The following is a 21,789-nucleotide window of genomic DNA, read 5'->3' as shown; positions in this document are numbered from 1 at the left end:
CACAAGCTATTTCAAACTTTCTAATAACTGATGATCAATATATTCCTGACCAGTGATGATAGCTTTCTTAGCAGCTTCTCTTAAAAGACTACGTAAATTACCTAGATTTCCTTCTGTAATGTCATGCAAATACTTTACTGTGGCTGGTTCGGCTAATCTTGAAGGTTGTTTAAGAGGAAGAACTTTTTCAAATTTATTGACTATTACTTGAAAGTCTTTATCCAGCTGCCATAACGGTAAATTAACAACCCGAAAACGGCTCACATGCTGTGGATCTGTATAAAGTACCCGGACAGCTTCTTCCGTACCAAAACCAACAATCGGTATCTGAGTTTCATTACACAAGTATTTGATCGCATTCATGACTGTTCTCTGCTTAATAGGAGTTCCACATAACAAAGAGTTCATCTCATCAATAATGAGTAACTTTACCTCGTAAAGTTTAAGACAGTGAACAACCTGATACCTTAATTTAGCAACTGGATCTCTTTCTCTAAAAGGTTCCCAAAATCTATCTAAGATCGCCATATATAAAGCTTTCTCATCAGGAGAAACAGGTGCTTGAACAACAATCACAGGCTTAACTGCATTATTAAACTCATTGGTATACCCCTCACCATAGAGCTTAAAAAATTGGTTAATGATTGATGTCTTACCATTATTAGGTTTACTTAACACCAGTAAATTAGGCATACGACTTCGTTTTGGCAGAGTAAGCATGCCCTTTAATTGATCCAGTAAATCATTCGCTGCTGGGTAGCCGATCCAACGATCCTCTTCAAGGAAATAGAGTCTTTCCTCATTAGGTTTATCAACAATAGGGCGAAATTCTTGAAAAATATGTGGATAATTACTCATGAAATATCCTCATCATTTTCTAACTCATCTAAAGGTAATAACCCATATAAACTTTCAAGTTTTTGCTCCATAACTGTGCTCTCTTGTTGAGATTTTTTGTCCTGAATTGAAGCAGGGTTACTTCTCTGTTGATGTTGAGTACTACGCTGATATGCTCTGCGAGCACGGCGAGTTTTAATACTCGCTTCTTGTACTCGTTCACGAAGTTGAGCTAAAGCCTGTCCAAGTTCATGATCTTTTAAATATTCACCAGTTTCTTTTTTCAATTCCTGAATTTTTTTATATTCCCAAATACTAAAGGACGGAATACTTTGATCTGCTAAAGGAACCTTAAAATAGTTTTTGATTTCAGGATCAAAGAACCATATTTCACTAATATTCCTTGGATCTCGTCTAAAAATGAACTTGCGCTTCTCTTTATGATTATCAGGTTCAATTGAATTGATCCAGCCTCTCAATACATCCGCATAATATGAAAGCCCATCAATAGTTACACCTGTAGTTTGGATTGTTCGCTCAAAACTCGGTAAAAAATCAAGAAAGAAATTATGATCGTTTGCAGGTAATCTAGCTGCCCCAGATCCTAAGTTATTCTTATCACCAAAAATACCAAGTTCAAAAGCATGTAGAGGTGATGTATCTAAAGCTGAATGTTTTCGTTTATGGTAAACATTACAAATAAAATCAACCAGCCAATCCTCAAACTCTGTAAATGTAAAAACGGCTTCTGTATCAGAGTTATAGTCTTTTCGCTGAATAATATTAGAAAAAGTAGTACCTGGTACTGCATGAATATCTGTAGCAAATGTACCCATCAAACGTTCAATATGCCCACCAAAGCGTGGTTTTTTAACAGGTCGATATTCCAGACGGATATCATGTGCCATACAAGCATTTCTGAAAGTTTCTGAATGGAATTCAGGACCATTATCTACATGGATCGTATTCATAATCCCCCAAACAGGCCACTCAGACTGGATCTTGCGTAAGGCCAGCCATTTCTCTTTGGGTAATACTGCTTGAGATACACACATAGCAATAGACATTACCGAAGGCGCATCTAAAGAAAGGTAATAGCCGACAACTACCCGCGAAAAGACATCAATTGCGAGGGTTAGATAAGGGCGCCCAATAGGCTGTCGATTGAAGTCATCCACCAAAATTAAGTCCACTGGAGTATGGTCAATCTGAACAACTGCAAGTGGATAATCCGCATGAGGAAATTTTCCAGCAGCAGGAGTAAATCTATTATTTGCCTTTTCTTTATGTCCTCTTTTACGAAGAACTTCTCTTTGACTAATTGCTGCTATACGATTTCGTACCGTATTTGCATGAGGGACGTCAAGAATATGATATTCATGACATAAGCGTTTTACTTCAAGTACAACTTTTTGAACACTTATTCTCTGATTAGTCAGATATAGATCTTTAATCGCTTTTTCAATAATTGCTTCAGCATGCTTATTAATCATCTTTTGACCTTGAGGCAATCCCTCTTTTCTAGGTCTCAGTCCATCAATAGTTCCATATGCGTTATAGATTTTTAACCATCTGTATAAAGTTGCTGGGTTTATATCATGTTGCTTTGCACGTAGCTCCACTTCTTTGCGTCCACTCACGCCATCCTCAATGAAGGGGCGAATTATATTAAAACGCCTTTCAGCCTCTGCCCAGTCTTTATCAGGAATGAGATCTATATCTTCATACTTTTCATTAGGCAATGCTGCCTGTAATTCACTAATAGCAGCAATACTTTTTCTACCCGTATTCTTGTTTTCAACAAAGACAGATTTAAGGTCAATAATCTCAATAATTGTATGTGGAATACCTTTTACCTGAACGGGTTCACCAGCAGCAATCTTGATATTCACACGTCTATCATTCATCTTAATTCCCACTTATCCAAAGTTCAGTAGAAGGCTGTAAAGGCAGACTTAAATCGCATGCTAAAAAGCCATGAGCAACTAAATACCAAATTTGACTAATCCCATTTGCTCTTTCCCATTTACCAAAAAAATGCCTAGAGAGTAAGGTCTCAAAAGTTACTGCGCCTCGATCTTGTACATAGTCCAGTAAGTGCTTTGAATCAGTTAAAGTAAACTCCATTTTTCGATACTTTTCCAAAAACATGGCATTCATCCACAATTGATCTCGGATACGTCCTTCATGAGCGATATGAAATTTCCAACCTTCTTCTTTACAGATCAACATAGCAGCACGATATCTTGCTTTCCATAAATGCAAATTAATACGTAATTCTTCTATGGGTTTTACTTCAACTAATTTTGGAGGAATAAATGGAAGAAAATTATCATGTTTATACGTTACAAGAAAATCAGGGGTGTAAACCCGTTTTTTCCCATCTTCAAAATATTCAATAGTAAATGGTTGAGATTCAACGGCCAGGACATTAGGGTTAACTTCTAAACGAATGAGGAAATCTCGTTCCAATGTAGATTCAAAAGCAACAGCAGAATCTTTTTTAAAAGGATAAAGGCCAGATACACTAATGCGTGTATTACCAATCTTTCTTCTAGCAGGTATTATCTTAACTGTGTCGCATGATTGATTGTACATTCCTAGTTCCGTCTCATAGTTCTTTATAAAATTTGTCGCATATTTCTTTGTAAAAAGGGGCCTAAGTTATTGACACTTGTTTAAATTGTCGCATAGTTCTTTGTAAATGACAGCGGATCTCATCCTAAACCAGGTGAAATTACCTTATCTCACTTAGGGGTTTTGTTTTTAGATGAACTTCCTGAGTTTGACAGAAAAGTGCTAGAAGTCTTACGCCAGCCACTTGAGTCAAAAGAAATCATTATTTCACGAGCAGCTCGGCAAATTACCTACCCTGCAAACTTTCAGCTCATTGCAGCGATGAACCCCTGCCCATGTGGCTACGCATTTAATCAGGACAGCCGTTGCCAATGTTCACCTGAGAGTATTAAACGTTATCAAAACCGTATATCGGGACCGTTACTCGACCGTATCGATTTACATATTGATGTACCGCCATTAAAAGCTCAAGAACTGCAAGATCCAACCCCTGCTGAAGACTCAAGCAGTGTTCGCCAACGTGTGATTTATGCTTATAAACAACAAATGCAAAGACAGGATTGTTTGAATCAGGCGCTCTCACCAAAACAACTTGAGCAATACGCGACTCTCGATAGTACTTCACAGCGAATGATTGAAATGGCTCAGCAACGTTTAAATCTATCAGCTCGTGCTTATCATCGTGTTTTACGAGTAGCGCGGACCATTGCAGATTTAGCTCAAAGTGAGGTCATTCAAAGTCCACACCTTACAGAGGCGCTCTCTTATAGAGGAAATCATTCTTAAAAATAAAACAGCGGATTATAAGTCCGCTGTTCTTTTATTAAGAGCGTCATTTAAGGCCTCGATTAAAGAAGTAATTTCCTGCTCTGATAAAGCGGCAAAACCAAAGCGGATACAATGATTAGAAGACTCGATTTGTTTAAACTTATGCTCTGTATCAATGTTGAGTTCTTTTAATTTTATAAGCTGTTCCTGAGTAAATGGCTTCTGGAATTTTACCCATAAAGCCATTCCACCCGCAGGCGGTTGTATCTGAATACTCTCAGCAAAAACTCTTTGAAACTCAGCTAATGCATGGTCACGGCGTAACTGATAAATCTTTTTCATTTTGCGGATGTGTCTTTTAATTTCACCCCGTTGCATTAAATCTGCTAAAGCAAGTTCAGTAATGTTATTACCTTGTCGATCAATCAATAAAATATCTTCAGTAATCGATTGTATTACTGATGACGATGCCACGATGTAACCCAAGCGAATACCAGGTGCAAAAACTTTAGACAATGAGCCAATATGAATGACTAATTCAGAATGAGGCAAACTCGCTAAGGGTGGCATAGGCCGACTGTCATAGTGGAATTCATGATCATAGTCATCCTCAATAATATAAAAGCCCCATTTTTTTGAAAGCTCTAAGAGTTGAAGACGGCGGTTCATTGTCATGGTAACGGTTGTAGGATATTGATGATGCGGAGTTGTATAAATTGCAGCAACTGAGTGCTCTTGTAAAATCCGTTCCATATCGTCAATGACAATACCCTGTTCATCTAATTTGACAGAAACCACTTGAAAGCCATTTGACTGAAAAGCTTTAAAAGCAGATGGATAATATAACTCTTCAACAACAATCACGCCTTGCCGATTGGGTAATGCACGTGAGGCTAGAAAAATTCCCATCTGGCTACCACGTACAATACAAATCTCATCATCGGCAACATTCATAAAACGCTCCATCGACAACATTTGTTGTAACGCCAGCCTTAACTCAGCCATACCTCGTGGGTCACCATAACCCATGTATTGGTTTTGCGTAATTTTAATGAGTGCGTGCCGATAGGCCCTCGAAAATAACTCATAGGGAATAAGCCTCGGATCTGGCACACCATCGTTATGGGGCTGCTGGGCAACTTGTTGAATTATTGGTTTATCACTAACTTTTCGAACAGATCCTGATTTTATTTGAAGCTTTTTTTCCGGTAAAACATCTGCCACAAATGTGCCTTTTCGAGGCCGAGTCACAAGCCAACCTTGTGCTTCCAATTCTTCATAGACTGCTTGTACCGTTTTTCGATTAATTCCCAATTCTTTTGAAAGGCTACGAGACCCGGGTAGCATAGTCCCCTGCACTAAACGACCACTTAAAATTTCCTGACTAATCAAGTTGGTCAGTTTTAGAAAAACCGTCTTTTCTTCTCTTTCATCAATACGGAGATGTACTTGCCAAGGCCTTAGCATATTTGCCCCATCTGGACCATATAACTTATAAAAACTGGATGTATTGATTCATCCAGTTGTTTTCTATTCTGCCTTCACTTACTTAATTTGGTCAACTGGACTGGAGAAGAGATGAAGACAGCTTCTTTAAACAAACACGACTTAATGCAATACGCACAACAAGACATGCAAAAGTGGATTAGCGACTCAGACTTAACTGATCGTCAAAAGCTTGCACTCACTTGTCGTATTTTATTTGACCATGGCCATGATGCTGGTTTAGCAGGCCAAATTACTTGCCGTAGTGAAAATAAAGATTCCTTTATTACCCAACGTTTCGGTTTAGGTTTTGATGAAATTACTGCTTCAAACTTACTTGAGGTGAATCAAGACTTAGAACCCGTCAATCAAGAAGGAATGGCCAACCCAGCCAACCGTTTTCACACATGGATTTATAAAGAGCACCCAGAGGTGAACTGCATTATCCATACGCATCCGACTCATGTAGCTGCACTGTCGATGCTTCAGATTCCACTCATGATTTCTCAAATGGATGTTTGTGCACTCTATGAAGATTGCTCTTTTGTAGGCCATTGGCCAGGTGTTCCTGTAGGTAACGAAGAAGGCATTTTAATTTCTTCTGCTCTGGGTAAAAACCGTGCTGTTTTATTATCTCACCATGGTCAACTAGTCACAGGAAAAACTATTGAAGAAGCATGCAACTTGGCTCTTTTAATTGAACGCGCAGCTCAACTGCAACTACTAGCCATGTCTGCTGGGCAAATTCAGCCGATCCCACACGATTTAGCAATAGAAGCTCATGACTGGGTATCTACCGATAAACGTAACAAAGTGAACTTTGCTTACTACGCACGTAAAGCTTTGAAAAAACATTCTGACTGTATTTAAAAAGAGATTTCGACCATGAAACTAAACGGCATTATTGGCTACCCGGTTACCCCATTTTCTGATGACAACACCATTAACCTTCCTGTTCTAAAGCAAATGCTGGATTTGCTTATTGAAAACGGTTGCGATGCAATTGCGCCTCTAGGCAGTACTGGCGAAAGCGCTTATCTTGAATGGGATGAGTGGTGTTTAGTCGCTAAGACTTCAATTGAAAGCATTAATAAACGCTTACCTGTCATTATTGGGATTTCAGAACTCACGACAGATCAAGCCATCAAAAAGGCGCAAATCGCGCAAAGCTATGGTGCAGATGCACTTATGGTGATTCCTGTATCTTATTGGAAGCTAACAGATCAAGAAATTTTTGAATATTACCAAGCGATTGCCCAAGCAACGACTTTACCAATTATGATTTATAACAACCCTGCAACGAGTGGTGTTGATATGTCTCCAGAACTAATCGTGCGTATGTTTAATAACATTGCAAATATTACGATGGTGAAAGAAAGTAGCGGCGATATTCAGCGTATGCATAAAATTTATGAATTATCAAAAGGAGAACTTCCGTTTTATAACGGCTGTAACCCTTTAGCTTTAGAAGCTCTATGTGCTGGGGCAAGCGGTTGGTGTACGGCTGCACCAAACCTGTTAGGTAAACGACCTCAACAGCTTATTGAATATGTAAAAAATGGAGAATTAGAACAAGCCCAGAAGTCATTTTATCAGCAGCTTCCTCTACTACGCTTTATTGTAACTGGTGGTTTACCCAAAACGATTAAAGCAGGTTTACAACTAAAAGGTATCGCTGCGGGGGCACCACGCAAGCCTCTGTCCAAAGCTGCGGATATTGAGGTTAGCCAATTAAAACAGCTAATTTCGGAAATAGAAAACTAATAAAAAAGCGGGTTTATTTACCCGCTTTTTATAACTCAAAACTTAGAATGTTTTAGTCAAACTAAATACTAAACCTGTGTCATAAGGTTTTTTCTGAGCATCAGTCATACCAGAAGTACTAATATCTGTACCAACTACATCTAGCTCAGCAACAATACCCAAAATGTTATAGTTTACGCCCACTTTATAATCGATATAGCTATCGTCTTCACCTGGTCCGCCCGCAACGACAAGTAAAGAGTCTTTGTTTTTGAGTTTGTTATAACCCACTGAAGCAAGTCCAGTAAATCCTGTGTCTGCAATTGGTGCTGAGTACCCAACGTTAAAATACCAGAACTCATCAGAGTGGCCCCAGTAATCGTTAGAATAGTTCACACCGACACTAAGTGCATCACCTTTAAATAAAGAGTCTGCAAACGTTAATTTTCCATAAAACTCGGTAAAGTCAAAACCAGTATCACCATTGTATGGGTTAGTAAATTTTGAGTCAGAGCCAATGTAACCATAACGGATCACACCAACATCATAAGTTGGCGCAAGTGTGTCTGACAATTTTAAGGTGTTGGTATAACCTAAAGAAATATCAGTTTCAGTTGAAACACCCGGTGTATTAAAGTCAACGCTTGAACCCCAAAGCGCAACATAAGCACCTGACTTATGAGAAAAAGTAAAACCACCTTGAATGGCTGGGTTATTTGATGATTGTGTCACACCACGAAAGCGATAGTCTGTGGTTGCTGCCACACTACCCGTTGCCGTGATTCCATAAAAAGATGGTGCATCTTCAGCCATAGCCATGGTTGAACTTGCTGCAAAAATACTAAGACTCACGGCCTTAAGTGCAAATTTCATCATTTTGATCTCCCCCACAATGAATGCACGATTTATATGAATTAACAAATTGTGTTGGTTAAGCTTTAGCAATTGCTGTGCCAATTCCATATTTGCTATCGATGCACTTCATTAATTTTGAGATCAGATTTATTCTACAATTAAATTTTCGCTTATTTTTCATTAAAATATATTAATAAAAAACAATAAATTAAAAATAAAATTCTTGTGGTATTAAAAATAATAAATATAAGAAAACCCCTTATCGGAAACTCATTACCGAGATGAGAAGTGTTCATGTGATAGATGTAAATTCTCTATTTAAACCTAGAGCCGAGCTATAAAAACTCCGTAAATTTTTAAAGACAGTGCTTACATGGTCTGTGAGTGAGCATTTCTACTCGTTAGATTTTTTTATTTATTTTCTAATTTAAAACAATGAACCATATTGGGTCTTTTTTAAACAATATTTTGAGAAAAAATAATAATGCACAAAATCCAAGCAATCTAGCGCACTAAATGTGACCAACTCAACGATATTCTGTCGGCCTACTATAGTGATCTATTTTCATACACCTTTATTTTTAAATAATGTTATAAAGTAACAATTTAGCTATACTTTAAAATAAATTGGTGAAAAAAGCTGCTTAAGAGAAGATTAAAAAGTAAACATATCCAACAAAAAAGCGCAAAAAATGAACACAAAAATCAACTTTTTTTTGGTCTATTAATAAAAAATAAATGGTAAAAATCCACTAAAAAATAAATTACTTTTTTTATTTTAAACAATATATTAAGTGTAAAAATCTGGCTATAAAACTACTAGATAACTCCTAACACATTAATTAAATCCTGCATAGCATATATAAAATAAAATGAACAAAAATATATCTTTTTTATAGATTACTTATACAATTGATGGAAATCCTAGGCCCTGAACAATAACAAGGCACAGGATTTATCGTTTTTATGAGGTTCTTTAAATATGCTAAAAGCACAAAAACTTACATTAGCAGTTCTCATTTCTGCGGCAATAATTTCCTCAGCTCAGGCAAGCGAGCAAAGTGAGGCAAAAGGATTTGTTGAAGATGCGAACGGTTCTATTCTCTTCCGTACAGGTTACATCAACCGTGACAAAAAACAGGGCGCAAAAGATACTAGCTCATTTGCTCAATCAGCAATTGTAAGTATTGATTCTGGCTTTACCCCTGGTATTGTTGGTTTCGGTGTTGGCGCTGTGGGTGATGGTTCATTTAAGATCGGTGAAAATAAAAATGCCGGTAACCAAATGATCCCATTACATAATGATGGCTCCGCTTATGATCACTGGGCTCGTGGTGGTGGTAGCGTTAAAGCACGTTTCTCGAATACAACAGTACGTTACGGTACTCAAGTACTCGATCTACCTGTTCTTGCAAGTAATACTGGACGTATGGTTCCTGAATACTTTACAGGTACTTTATTAACTAGCCATGAAATTAAAAACCTTGAATTGGTTGCTGGTAAATTTACTAAAGACCAAATGTCTGATCAAATCAATACCGATGCTGACGTAAATGGTAATGGTCTTGATCGTGCAATTGTTTGGGGTGCTAAATACAAGTTTGATGATAATTTAAATGCATCTTACTATGGTTTAGACAGCAAAAATGCACTTGAACGTCATTATATAAATGTGAACTTTAAACAGCCATTGGCTAATGACAGTTCATTAACTTATGATTTCAGTGGTTATCATACTAAGTTTGATGAAAATGCTATTACATATTCAGAAACTACTGATGACAAATCTAACCGTAAAAACAATATTTGGGCAATTTCAGGAACTTATGCAACTGGCCCACATAGTGTGATGTTAGCTTACCAACAAAACAGTGGTAATGTCGGTTATGACTATGGTCAAAATGCTGATGGTTTCCAAAGTATCTATTTACCGAACTCTTACATGTCAGACTTCATCGGTAACGATGAAAAATCTGCACAAATTCAGTACAATGTTGATTTTGGTAAGTTAGGCGTATTACCTGGTCTGAACTGGACCACTGCATTTGTATACGGTTGGGACATCAAAGTTAAAGGCTTAACTGATGATGCTGAAGAACGTGAGTTCTTTAACCAAGTGAAATACACAGTTCAAAGTGGTTTTGCTAAAGATGCAAGCCTTCGTATTCGTAACTCTTACTACCGTGCGAGTGATGCTTACCAATCGAAAGCCTATATTGGCGATACAAACGAATGGCGTTTATTCCTTGATATTCCTGTGAAATTATTCTAATTCACACATCTATCAAGCATAAAAAAACCTACGTCTGGCAACAGATGTAGGTTTTTTATCAAGCTCAGAATATCAACTGAGAAATTCTGAGCTTATAAATTAAAGCTTATTTAGCAGCTTCAATTGCTTTTAATACTTCTGCTTTAGCAACATCAGCACCTTCCCAACCACTGATTTTTACCCATTTACCAGGTTCTAAATCTTTATAGTGACTGAAGAAATGCTCAACTTGGCTAATCAATAACGGAGGAAGATCTGTATATTCTTTCACGTCTTTGTAAAGTGGAGATAATTTTTCGTGTGGAACAGCGATTAATTTCGCATCAATACCACCGTCATCTTCCATGTTTAATTTACCCACTGGACGGCAACGAATTACAGAACCAGCAGCAACAGGATGTGGAGTTACAACAAGTACGTCTAACGGGTCGCCATCTTCAGACAAAGTATTTGGAACATAACCATAGTTCGCTGGGTAAAACATTGCTGTACCCATAAAACGGTCTACAAACAATGCATCAGAATCTTTGTCGATTTCATATTTAATTGGTGCTGCATTTGCAGGAATTTCAATGATGACATAGATGTCATTTGGTGCATCTTTACCTGCTGGGATATTGCTGTAACTCATATCAATACTCTTTCGTTATGAAGTCAGATGTAAAATCCACTCGATTATAGCGTGGATATCATCAAAATGATGCCGATTATACAATGGGCACACGCGAAAGTTGATATGAATGGTGACAGAATGACACTCAAGTCAGTTTTATCGTGACCACTAATAAAAAGATTGGACACAATATAGATAAGAACCAGACAATCGAACGTAAAGTTGCCCAGTTACTTAAATAGCAGATGCCATAAATAACTCTTAAAATAATATAAGCCCAACCTAACCTTAGAATGAAATATTCCGGAACAACCATATATTCAGCCATTAAAATAGCTGTTAAGAATAATGGTAGGCTTTCAAAACTATTTTGTTGTACGGCATTAGCGCGAGCAGCAAGACCTGTTGTTTTCGCAAGAAAGGCTCTCGGGTTTTGATTGTCACTAGGCTGAAAACCGCCCGTAAACTTTGCAATTACGGTAAATGCGTATGGCAGCAAACATGCCACTAAAATAATATAGATAATGCCGCTGATGCCCTGCATAGTGCCATCCATCACTGAAAATACTGTTGATCATGCTATCATAACATTGCGTTTTTACCTGAAATTTTATGCAATCACTTGTCATCACTGATTAATAGGGCCATATATGCAACAACCTGATCAAAAAGAATTGTTTGAAGTCTTAGATAAGCAAAAACAGAATCAACTTCAGGTAGATCGTGTATTAAAAATCGTACTTCCGATTGTCGCTTTTTTATTGAGTGTGATTTGTGCAAATTTGAATTGGCAATCGACACTAGGCACCTTTGTCATTTTAACAATTACCTTTATTGCGGTCGGTATTAAACGGCTTCCTTTATGGCATTGGTTAATTGTGATTGCTCTATATTGCCTTGTTGATAATTATTTAAGTTATGGTCAACTTGATTTGACTCATCTACGCTTACAACTTGGCACAATGCTTGTTTTTGTTGGAATGGTAGGAATTGGCCGTCCCTACATAGACCGCTGGTTTATGAAAAGTCACAAAATATAAAAACAAAAAAAGCGCCCTAAGGCGCTTTTTCACTAACTTTTTAAGCTGGTTTACGTAAGTCTTTACGTAAGATTTTACCTACGTTTGATTTAGGTAACTCATCCATAAACTCAACATAACGAGGGCGTTTATAACCTGTTAAGTTCTCTTTAGCAAAGTTCAAAATTTCTTCAGTCGTTAAGCTTTGATCTTTTTTCACGATAAAGAGTTTCGGCACTTCACCTGATTTTTCATCTGGAACACCAATTGCAGCAACTTCCAATACTTTTGGATGTTTAGCAATCACTTCTTCGATTTCGCTTGGATAAACGTTAAAGCCAGAAACCAAAATCATATCTTTTTTACGGTCTACAATTTTTGTATAACCACGGCTGTCCATCACACCGATATCGCCCGTACGGAAGAAACCGTCCGCTGTCATGACTTTAGCTGTCTCATCAGGACGGTTCCAATAGCCTTTCATGACTTGAGGACCGCGAATTGAGATTTCACCTTGCTCACCTAAAGCAACTTCTTTACCGTCGTCATCTAAAATAGCAACTTCTGTTAAAGGTAATGGAATACCAATTGTGCCGCTAAATTCAGTAGATGCAGGAGGATTTGCAGTCGCTACCGGAGAAGTCTCAGATAAGCCATAACCTTCAATAATGGTTGTGCCTGTAATTTTCTTCCAAGCTTCTGCCGTAGAAGGTAATACTGCCATACCACCGCCCATCGCCATTTTTAAATTGCTATGGTCAAGCTGTTTAAATTCTTCATTATTCACTAACGCATTAAATAATGTATTTACTGCTGGGAAGAATGATGGCTGATATTTACGTAATTCATTAATTACAGCAGGTAAATCACGTGGGTTCGGAATCAAGATATTTGCTTGACCTTTATACATACCGTACATTGCGCAAACCATGAACGCAAAAATATGATAAAGCGGTAATGCACAAACAATACGGTCGCCTTTAGCCCCATCATTTGCACCAAATTTACTTTGGAAAATACCATCACACTGTAAAAGGTTGGCAACCAAATTGCGGTGAGTCAGCTCAGCACCCTTTGAAACACCCGTTGTACCACCTGTATATTGAAGTACGGCAGTATCGCTTAAAGTTAAGTTCGGGCGCTTATAATTACTCGGACTTTCTTTATTTAATGCTGTATTAAATTTAACGTGCCCAGGAATATTCCAAGCAGGAATTTGCTTACGTACTTTACGTAATACAAAATTTACCAATGTGCCTTTAAGTGTACCAAGCATATCCCCTACTGTCGCAACTACAACATGCTTCACAGGAGTTTTACCTAAAATACTTTGGTAAACACTGGCAAAGTTTTCAATAATCACGAGTACTTCTGCACCCGAGTCATTTAATTGATGCTCAAGCTCACGTGCAGTATAAAGCGGGTTTACATTCACCAGCACTAAACCTGCACGTAACACAGCTAATGCAACTACAGGATATTGCAATACGTTCGGCATCATTACTGCCACACGAGTTCCCTTTGCTAACCCCAAATTTTGCAAATAGGTCGCGAACTTACGGCTTGCAAGTTCTAACTCGTTAAATGACATTGCCTTATCCATGAAGATAAAGGCATCACGAGAACCAAATTTTTGGAAATTACTCTCAAAAATATCAACAAGAGAAGTATTTTCCGCAGGCAATGCTACTGTTTCTGGAATCCCTGTTTTTTGGTATTCTGCAAACCAAATCTTTTCCATAATGCCATTATCTCCGATTCGTAATCCTTAGTAATAACTGTTATTCAATGCCCCAGCTATTCTTTAGCTTCTTGGTGCCAGAACATATTTAAAACTTATTGGCACATTCATGACACTTTCGAACAAGATTATGAGACAGAAGTTTTGACAATTTGACCCTGTCAAATTTTTTGCATGGAGTACAAATTACGTACTCCAAATTGCTGTCCTTTTAATCGTTATCCAATACCAACAAGTTCAGTTCATTGCTTGAACATGTTGCCATATATAGCGTATTTATGTTGCCCGACGCTAGCTTTATCTCTGAATCAACAGTTTATTTGCTTTTTGATATCCACGTGGTAAGAGATGACCTTTTGAAGCTCGTTTACCCATGTATTTTTGTAGATCATCACCTTTTAATTTTAGATGTTGTTGACCTGCAACCACCTGAATTATTTCATCTAAGTTCAAGGTTGTCATGGATAAAATCTGCTCTTTCGCTTCAAGTTGTATCAACTTATTACCTTTACCCTTATTTAAATTTGGCAGTTCTGACAAATCAATAATCAGGAGTCGACCTGCTGAGCTGAGTACAGCCAAATGTGTCATATTTTGGGCAGAGATTAATGGTAGAGCTTTTGATTTTTCAGGTACCGACAAGAAGCTTTTTCCGGCCTTGGCATTAGTATCTAGCTGTTTAACTTGAGTTTTAAAACCATAACCTGATGAGCTAGCAGCAATAAGTTCTGAGTCTTCATCATCTAAGTAGACCTGAATAAACGCGACTCCACTTGCAGGTGCCAATTTCGAACTGAGTGGCTCACCTAATCCCCTTGCTGATGGCAAGCTACTAATAGGTAAGGCATAACTACGCCCCGTCTCATCAAGGAAATAAATTCGTTGGTTGGTTTTACCTACCGCATGACTTAAATATTGGTCGCCAGCGCGATAGTTTAAATTCTCTGCATCAACATCCGCACCTTTTGCAGCACGAATCCATCCCGCTTCGGATAAAACCACTGTTACTGCTTCAGCTGGCATTAAATCCTGTTCTCTAATTTGAACAGCTTCAGCACGCGCGACAATTGGAGAACGGCGTTCATCACCAAACTTTTTCGCGTCTTCTTTTAATTCACCAATAATCAGACTCTTTAAAGATTCTGGATTTTCTAATTGTTCACGGATAATGGCAGCTTTTGCAGCAAGCTCATCTTGTTCATGACGGATTTCCATCTCTTCAAGTTTTGCCAAATGACGCAACTTGAGTTCTAAAATTGCTTCTGCTTGTATCTCATCAATTTTGAAATGTTCCATCAATACAGGTTTAGGCTGATCTTCTTCACGAATAATACGAATGACTGTATCAATATCAAGATAAGCAATTAAAAGACCTGCCAAGATATGCAGGCGCTTTTCAATTCGGTTTAAATGATATTCTAAGCGGCGAGTTACCGTTTTTTTACGGATCTCAATCCATTCAAGCAAGATACGACGAATCGATTTAACTTGAGGACGGCCATCCTCACCAATCATGTTTAAATTAACACGGTAGCTCGATTCTAAATCGGTAGTCGCAAATAAGTGGCTCATCACCGCTTCTGCATCAATACGGTTAGAACGCAGTACAATCACGAGTCGTGTTGGATTTTCATGATCCGACTCGTCACGAATATCAACGACTAATGGCAGTTTTTTGGCCTGCATTTGGTCGGCAATTTGAGTGATCACCTTAGAACCCGATACTTGATACGGCAATTCGGTAATCACGATTTCATTTTTTTCGATGGTATAAACCGCTCGCATGCGGTAACTACCACGTCCAGTCGTCTGGATTTTGAGTAATTCTTCTGGCGGCGTAATAATTTCAGCTTTGGTTGGTAAATCTGGCGCTGGAATATATTCAGCCAATTTTTCATCTGATGTTTGCGGATTACGAATTAAAGCAATTGTTCCTTTAATCACTTCACGCAAATTATGTGGCGGAATATCGGTCGCCATACCAACCGCAATACCAGTTGTACCATTAAGCAGAATATTAGGAACTCGTGCCGGCAACGTAATCGGCTCTTTTAAAGAACCATCAAAGTTATCTTGCCATTCACTCGTGCCTTGTCCTAACTCACTTAGTAATAACTCACTGTAGGCAGAAAGTTTTGCCTCGGTGTAACGCATCGCAGCAAACGATTTAGGGTCATCTGGTGAGCCCCAGTTCCCTTGACCTTCAATTAAAGGATAGCGATAACTAAATGGCTGAGCCATTAACACCATAGCTTCATAACATGCCGAGTCGCCATGTGGATGGTATTTACCGAGTACGTCACCCACAGTACGGGCCGATTTTTTTGGCTTACCACTGCTTTTTAAGCCCAACTCGCTCATGGCATAGACAATACGGCGCTGTACAGGTTTTAAGCCATCACTGATATGTGGCAATGCACGGTCCATGATGACGTACATGGCATAATTCAGGTAAGCCTGTTCAGTAAATTCGGCTACAGAGCGGTTTTCTGTCGCTTGATGCGCAAGGCTGGTCATAGTCAGCTTATCTTCCAAATCAGTCGTTATTTTAAGTGAGTCTTATGCTAAGTGGGCTATGTTACAGACACAAGAGGGACTCTGTCACCTGAGCGTCAAATTATGTCTCATCTCTCTATATTTTTAGTTACTTGCTATAAAGTTAGGCAAAACTAGAGACCGATCGACTCTAGTCTTTTACCTTGAGTTTCTTCACCTAATATTAAAATTACAGCTGCAACCAAGAGTAAAACAATAGTGAACATCATAAAAACATGACTAAAGCCATTTTTGGAAACCATCATATGAGTGACGACGATCGGCGCCAAAATTCCGCCCAGACGGCCCATTGCAGATGCCCAGCCCGAACCAAAAGCGCGAATGTTGGCCGGATATTGCTCTGGTGTATAGGTATATAACACACCCCATGCACCCAAATTAAAGAAGGACATGAGACAGCCCCAAAACATAATGCTATTTACACTATCGGCTTGTCCAAAGAAATATGCAGACAACGCACAAAATCCGATAAATGCAGCAAGTGTAATTTTTCTACCCAATCGCTCTACAAACCATGCCGCTGCTAAATAGCCAGGTAGCTGCGCCAAAATCATCAACAAAACATATTCAAAAGATTTAACGATGTCATAGCCCTGTTTCACCAATAAACTTGGTAGCCACGTAAAGATGCCATAGTAGGAATACACAATTCCAAACCAGATGAGCCAGAGCATTAAACTACGGCGAGCAAATTGACCACTCCAAAGTTGTTTAAAAGAGACTTTTTGTCGCATGGCAACAGGCACAACTTCAATATGGTGAACAATTTGTACACCTGCTTGAGCTTCTAATTTTTGAACTAATGCGTGTGCTTCTTCAACACGTCCACGGTTAATCAGGTACGGTATCGATTCAGGGAGTTTTTTCCAAATCACTAAAATATAAATCAGTGGAAGGCCGCCCATAAGAAAGGCAATATGCCAACCAAATTTAGGAATAATAAAATAAGAAATGAGTGCGGCAACTAACCAGCCTAAACCCCAAAAACTTTCGAGTAGTACAATAAAACGGCCACGAACATGTGCAGGGATATATTCACTCACCAATGTCACTGCAACGGGTAACTGTCCACCAAGTCCAAGACCAACAATAAAACGGAAAATTAATAACCACTTTAGATCTGGTGCAAAAGCACATAAGGCAGTTGCGATGCTATAGATCGCCATGGTCACTGCAAATATTGTCTTTCGGCCAAAGCGGTCTGCTAAAGCTCCCGAGCAAACAGCTCCAATAGCCATTCCTACAAAACCGATACTCACAATCCAACCGCTTTCGGCTGGTGTTAATGCCCAGTCTTTAACAAGCGTTGTCATGATAAAAGCAATGATCCCTGTGTCCATCGCATCAAACATCCAACCTAACCCAACCACCCACAATAGTGTGTAGTGGAATTTGCCAATTGGAAGATTTTGTATACGTGAAACCAGATCCATAGGAAAAACTCTACTGGAAAAAATAAGTGAGCAAGACAATATATTTTATTGTTATAGCATGCTCACATCGAATTCTGCATGATTAATGTTCGTCGGTTGAAGAAGCCGATTCTGCATCATCATCTTTATAAATAAATTTAGGCATTTCTAAACCGAAATAAATTGCAATCAGACGCAAGGTAAAGCCGAAAATTAGGGTTGAAATGACAGTTAACTCTAAACTTAATCCTAAGTCCTGACAAACCCAGTAACAGATGACTGCCACAAAAGAGATACTCGCATAGAGTTCGCGGCGGAAAACGAATGGGACATCGTTACATAAAATATCACGTAAAATACCGCCAGATACTCCAGTTAACACCCCTGCTACTGCCGATACGACAAAACCGTGCCCCATTTGTAGGGCAATCTGACAACCAATAATGGTAAACCCAATTAGGCCTAAAGCGTCGAGTACCAAAAAGATGTTATGTAAATGACGCATCCATTTGGCAATAATGATTGTGACAAAGGCAGCACAGCAAGTCAGAACCAAGTATTCAGGATGTTTCACCCAAGTTAAAGGATAGTGACCAAGCAATACATCACGTACCGAACCACCACCTAAAGCAGTTACACAGGCAATCAGTACGACACCGAACCAGTCCATACTCCGTCGCCCAGCAGACAATGCGCCTGTCATCGCTTCCGCAGTAATCGCAATAATATAAATAACGGTGAGTAACATCGCCCTTTCCCTCAGGCCAAACAGTGGGCGTATTTTAAGATAAAGTTATAGGTATTGTGCACAGCATTGCTTAAATTTTTTTCCAGAACCGCATATACAAGGTTGCTTCATCGTGACATGCATATCGACCGTTGGATCAAGGAAAAACCATTGTTGCTGATGAAATACAAAATGTGAAACCTCATGATGAATTTGGGCTTTTTGTCCATCATGATAATGAGCCTTGAACTCAACCTGTGCATGGGTTTTATCTAATTTTTCGTTGGTGTTAACCACCTCTAAACCCAACCACTGATTTTGTTTACTCCACTCAGCAATCGCCTCTTTATCAAGAGCTGTTTGCTGACCTAAAGCAGTGGTTTGCACAATATAATCGATTTGCTGTAATGCAAAAGCGCTATAACGTGAACGCATAAGCTGCTCTGCTGTTAGTGCTTTTGCTGCACCTAAATGTAAAGGCTCACAGCATTCTATATAGCTGCCTTTTCCACATGGACAATTTTGTTGAGTCATTTGGTACTTCTCAAATAAAAAATAGCTCAAAGTTGAGCTATTTTATGATGTTTCTAGACTTAAAACGTTATTTAATCTTTTGGTTCATCTTGCTCAATAGAAACAATATGAACTTTCTCGATTTTATGACCTTCCATGGTAATCACTTCAAAGCGGTAACCGTCTGCCTCAACAGCTTCACCATTTTCTGGTAAACGACCTAAATGGAATAACAAGTAACCCGATAAAGTTGAATACTGCTCGCTTTCATCAACGAGATCACGACCTAATAAAAGTGATACGTGACGAATGTCAGTTGAACCTTCAAGCATTAATGAACCATCTGCCAAACTTTCGGCAGCAGCATCTAATTCATCTTCATCCGGGAATTCACCCGCAATTGCTTCTAAGATATCAATTGGCGTTGCGATACCTTCGATAGAACCATATTCATTTAATACGATGGCCATTTGTAAAGGAGCTTGACGTAATTGTTCCATAACCATAAGTACTTGAGCATTTTCATGCACAATCACAGGTTCACGTAAATGCTTTTGGAAATCAATCACACCTGTTTCAATAAAGTTATTTAAAACTTTATGCGTAAGCGCAATACCTTCAATATTATCAAGCTCACCACGTGCAACGATCAAACGAGAGTGAGTCATTGACATTAAACGTTCTTTTAAAACTTCAGGTTCATCGTCTAAGTCAATCCACTCTAATTCAGGACGTGGAGTCATAACAGACTTTACTGGACGCTCTGATAAGCCAAGTACGCCTTGTACAAGCACACTGTGATAAGCGCCGTTTTCTTCGTCAAAAACTTCATCTGCAAACGCTTGTGTAGCCAGTACATCTTCTTTATCAGCTGATTGGGCATCTGAACTAGAACCGCTATTTTTATTGCCTAACATACGTAAAACTGCAGAAGCTGTGCGATAACGTAAATCTGTGGTTGTAACCATCTTTTCCTGATTGCGGCGCATGCTTTGATTGATAATTTCCACCAAAACCGAGAAACCAATTGCAGCATATAAGTAGCCCTTCGGAATATGGAAACCAAACCCTTCCACGACCAGAGAGAAACCGATCATCATCAAGAAGCCAAGACACAGAATAACAACTGTTGGATGTTTATTGACAAAGTCCATGAGTGGCTTAGATGCCCACAACATGATTCCGACAGCAATTACAACCGCAACCATCATGATTGACAGCTCTTTCACCATACCTACAGCTGTAATCACACTGTCTAGTGAGAATACCGCATCAAGTACGACAATCTGAACAATGACCATCCAGAACGCAGCATGAACAGGATTATCTTCTTTATGAAGCTGTTTTCCTTCCATTCGTTCATGCAATTCCATGGTGCCCTTAAAGAGTAAGAACACACCACCGAATAACAAAATCAGATCACGACCAGAGAAAGGATGATCAAAAATATGGAAAAGTGGTTCAGTTAGTGTCACAACCCAAGCGATCGAGGCTAAGAGTATAAGACGCATTCCCAAGGCGAGCACTAAACCGACTATACGCGCTTTAGCTCGTTGCTCCGGCGGCAATTTCTCAGCCAAAATAGCGATAAAAACGAGGTTATCGATCCCCAATACAATTTCAAGAACAATTAAGGTCGCTAAGCCTACCCAAGCAGAGGGATCAGACATCCATTCAAAGATCATTGATCCTGCTCCTGTGTTGTTTGAATTTTATCTTTATTTGGCAACACAACAGGCGCGCCTACACAAAGTGCGGAAAATGTTTTTTTAGGACAAGAAATTAAAACGGAGCGACTACAACCACTACCCATATTTGTTCATATGTTGTTAAACGATTTTTTAGTATAGGCAAGATTTAACATAAATTCATCATTTTTATTTGTACATAACCAGCATTCACCAAACCCATACAAAACATGAATCTTTCTTATAAATCTGCTTATAAAGTTGTCATATCTTTTGCTTAGTGTAGACAAGAAATGTGAACGTGATAAGGTGAAAATAAAGCAATGAATAGCGTATTAACAATGGCAGTAAATGATTTACCAATAACAGCTGTAAAAACAAAACAACCTCTTATTGCATTATATTGTGGTTCACGTGCAGGAAATAACCCAATCTACCGAGAAAAAGCAATTGAACTTGCTCATGGAATTGCTGAACAAGGCTTTGGTTTAGTCTATGGCGGTGCCAGTATCGGTTTAATGGGACAAGTCGCAGATAGTGTTCTCGCAAACGGCGGAGAAGCTGTCGGGGTGATCCCTGAATTTATGCTTGATTATGAAGTCGCACATGCAGGACTAACTGAATTACATGTCGTAGAAACCATGCATGAACGTAAAGCCATGATGGCGGAACGTGCAAGTGCATTTATTGCGTTACCAGGTGGTTTAGGAACATTTGAAGAAATATTGGAAATAGCCACTTGGGGCCAACTCAACCAACATCAAAAGCCCATGATTTTATATAACGTAAATGGCTTTTATAATGCATTGATCGCCCAATTAGACCATGCAGTTCAAGAAGGTTTTCTACCCCTTCAGCACCGAGCTAAATTAATTGTATGTGAAGAGGTCGATCAAATTTATAACGTTATTAAAAATTTAAAAATGCCGAAAAGATTTGTTGTCTAGTTGTCTATCTACACTCTATAAAAAAGCGGTTCTGCC

Annotated in this window: 18 protein-coding genes and 1 pseudogene; 6 read left to right on the top strand and 13 right to left on the bottom strand. The window is 38.7% G+C overall.

Features of this window, described 5'->3' with window-relative positions:
- Positions 1–6: 6 nt before the first annotated feature.
- From KTI78_RS13465 to KTI78_RS13455, 3 genes are read right to left on the bottom strand one after another with little or no spacing between them, the layout of a single operon-like run.
- On the bottom strand, positions 7–858 hold the full coding sequence (locus KTI78_RS13465) for a TniB family NTP-binding protein (RefSeq protein ID WP_262446382.1): 852 nt from the start codon (positions 856–858) through the stop codon (positions 7–9).
- On the bottom strand, positions 855–2,744 hold the full coding sequence (locus KTI78_RS13460; protein WP_262446381.1) for a Mu transposase C-terminal domain-containing protein: 1,890 nt from the start codon (positions 2,742–2,744) through the stop codon (positions 855–857). The genes KTI78_RS13465 and KTI78_RS13460 overlap by 4 nt, the downstream gene beginning before the upstream one ends.
- 1 nt (position 2,745) lies before the next feature.
- On the bottom strand, positions 2,746–3,435 hold the full coding sequence (locus KTI78_RS13455; RefSeq protein WP_262446380.1) for a TnsA endonuclease N-terminal domain-containing protein: 690 nt from the start codon (positions 3,433–3,435) through the stop codon (positions 2,746–2,748).
- A 114-nt stretch (positions 3,436–3,549) separates the two neighbouring features.
- Between KTI78_RS13455 and KTI78_RS13450 the strand changes: the two are divergent.
- A pseudogene (locus tag KTI78_RS13450) lies at positions 3,550–4,200 on the top strand (ATP-binding protein); the annotation flags it as partial.
- A 15-nt stretch (positions 4,201–4,215) separates the two neighbouring features.
- On the opposite strand, the gene KTI78_RS13445 reads toward KTI78_RS13450, so the two are convergent.
- Entirely contained in the window at positions 4,216–5,649 is a 1,434-nt protein-coding gene (locus tag KTI78_RS13445) for a PLP-dependent aminotransferase family protein (RefSeq protein WP_262446379.1), read from the bottom strand.
- Between the two features lie 111 nt (positions 5,650–5,760).
- On the opposite strand from KTI78_RS13445, the gene KTI78_RS13440 reads away from it, so the two are divergent.
- Both KTI78_RS13440 and KTI78_RS13435 read left to right on the top strand, forming a co-directional pair.
- A complete protein-coding gene (locus KTI78_RS13440) occupies positions 5,761–6,537 on the top strand; it encodes an aldolase (protein WP_262446378.1) in 777 nt (258 codons plus the stop codon).
- A gap of 15 nt (positions 6,538–6,552) precedes the next feature.
- The gene (locus tag KTI78_RS13435; protein ID WP_262446377.1) at positions 6,553–7,431 is read left to right on the top strand and encodes a dihydrodipicolinate synthase family protein; all 879 of its coding nucleotides are present in this window, start codon (positions 6,553–6,555) and stop codon (positions 7,429–7,431) included.
- A gap of 42 nt (positions 7,432–7,473) precedes the next feature.
- Here KTI78_RS13435 and KTI78_RS13430 read toward each other — a convergent pair whose 3' ends face one another.
- Complete coding sequence (locus tag KTI78_RS13430) at positions 7,474–8,286, bottom strand: TorF family putative porin (RefSeq protein ID WP_224993565.1); 813 nt, start codon at positions 8,284–8,286, stop codon at positions 7,474–7,476.
- 961 nt (positions 8,287–9,247) lie between these two features.
- Here KTI78_RS13430 and KTI78_RS13425 point away from each other — a divergent pair.
- Positions 9,248–10,537 (top strand): OprD family porin, encoded by a 1,290-nt coding sequence (locus KTI78_RS13425; RefSeq protein WP_262446376.1) that lies wholly within the window; start codon positions 9,248–9,250, stop codon positions 10,535–10,537.
- Between the two features lie 106 nt (positions 10,538–10,643).
- Here KTI78_RS13425 and ppa read toward each other — a convergent pair whose 3' ends face one another.
- Together ppa and KTI78_RS13415 are read right to left on the bottom strand one after the other, a co-directional pair.
- Positions 10,644–11,168: an inorganic diphosphatase gene (ppa, locus tag KTI78_RS13420; RefSeq protein WP_002121243.1), complete on the bottom strand. Its 525-nt coding sequence runs from the start codon at positions 11,166–11,168 to the stop codon at positions 10,644–10,646.
- Between the two features lie 127 nt (positions 11,169–11,295).
- Entirely contained in the window at positions 11,296–11,694 is a 399-nt protein-coding gene (locus KTI78_RS13415; protein ID WP_016142470.1) for an MAPEG family protein, read from the bottom strand.
- A 106-nt stretch (positions 11,695–11,800) separates the two neighbouring features.
- On the opposite strand from KTI78_RS13415, the gene KTI78_RS13410 reads away from it, so the two are divergent.
- Complete coding sequence (locus KTI78_RS13410; protein ID WP_016142471.1) at positions 11,801–12,190, top strand: hypothetical protein; 390 nt, start codon at positions 11,801–11,803, stop codon at positions 12,188–12,190.
- 40 nt (positions 12,191–12,230) lie between these two features.
- Here the strand turns inward: KTI78_RS13410 and KTI78_RS13405 are convergent, their stop codons facing one another.
- From KTI78_RS13405 to KTI78_RS13380, 6 genes are all read right to left on the bottom strand, one after another.
- Complete coding sequence (locus KTI78_RS13405; RefSeq protein WP_016142472.1) at positions 12,231–13,910, bottom strand: long-chain-fatty-acid--CoA ligase; 1,680 nt, start codon at positions 13,908–13,910, stop codon at positions 12,231–12,233.
- 297 nt (positions 13,911–14,207) lie between these two features.
- Positions 14,208–16,427 carry a DNA topoisomerase IV subunit A gene (parC, locus tag KTI78_RS13400; protein ID WP_016142473.1) on the bottom strand — a complete coding sequence of 740 codons (2,220 nt, stop codon included), beginning with the start codon at positions 16,425–16,427 and terminating at the stop codon, positions 14,208–14,210.
- Positions 16,428–16,579: 152 nt separating this feature from the next.
- Positions 16,580–17,899, bottom strand: a complete 1,320-nt coding sequence (locus tag KTI78_RS13395) for an MFS transporter (protein WP_002121171.1) — start codon at positions 17,897–17,899, stop codon at positions 16,580–16,582.
- 82 nt (positions 17,900–17,981) lie between these two features.
- Complete coding sequence (locus KTI78_RS13390; RefSeq protein ID WP_002121256.1) at positions 17,982–18,626, bottom strand: trimeric intracellular cation channel family protein; 645 nt, start codon at positions 18,624–18,626, stop codon at positions 17,982–17,984.
- A 45-nt stretch (positions 18,627–18,671) separates the two neighbouring features.
- A complete protein-coding gene (locus KTI78_RS13385; protein ID WP_016142474.1) occupies positions 18,672–19,139 on the bottom strand; it encodes a YchJ family protein in 468 nt (155 codons plus the stop codon).
- A 71-nt stretch (positions 19,140–19,210) separates the two neighbouring features.
- A complete protein-coding gene (locus tag KTI78_RS13380) occupies positions 19,211–20,803 on the bottom strand; it encodes a TerC family protein (RefSeq protein ID WP_262446374.1) in 1,593 nt (530 codons plus the stop codon).
- A gap of 326 nt (positions 20,804–21,129) precedes the next feature.
- Here KTI78_RS13380 and KTI78_RS13375 point away from each other — a divergent pair, with 326 nt between their 5' ends.
- Positions 21,130–21,753, top strand: coding sequence for a TIGR00730 family Rossman fold protein (locus KTI78_RS13375; protein WP_016142476.1), 624 nt, complete (start codon positions 21,130–21,132; stop codon positions 21,751–21,753).
- The last annotated feature ends 36 nt before the right edge of the window (positions 21,754–21,789 follow it).

The sequence above is a fragment of the Acinetobacter sp. WU_MDCI_Abxe161 genome, from assembly GCF_025514355.1.
In the GTDB taxonomy this organism is placed as follows: domain Bacteria; phylum Pseudomonadota; class Gammaproteobacteria; order Pseudomonadales; family Moraxellaceae; genus Acinetobacter; species Acinetobacter pittii_E.
The sequence above is the reverse complement of the archived record's forward strand: the minus strand, read 5'-3'. Positions and strand labels throughout refer to the sequence as shown.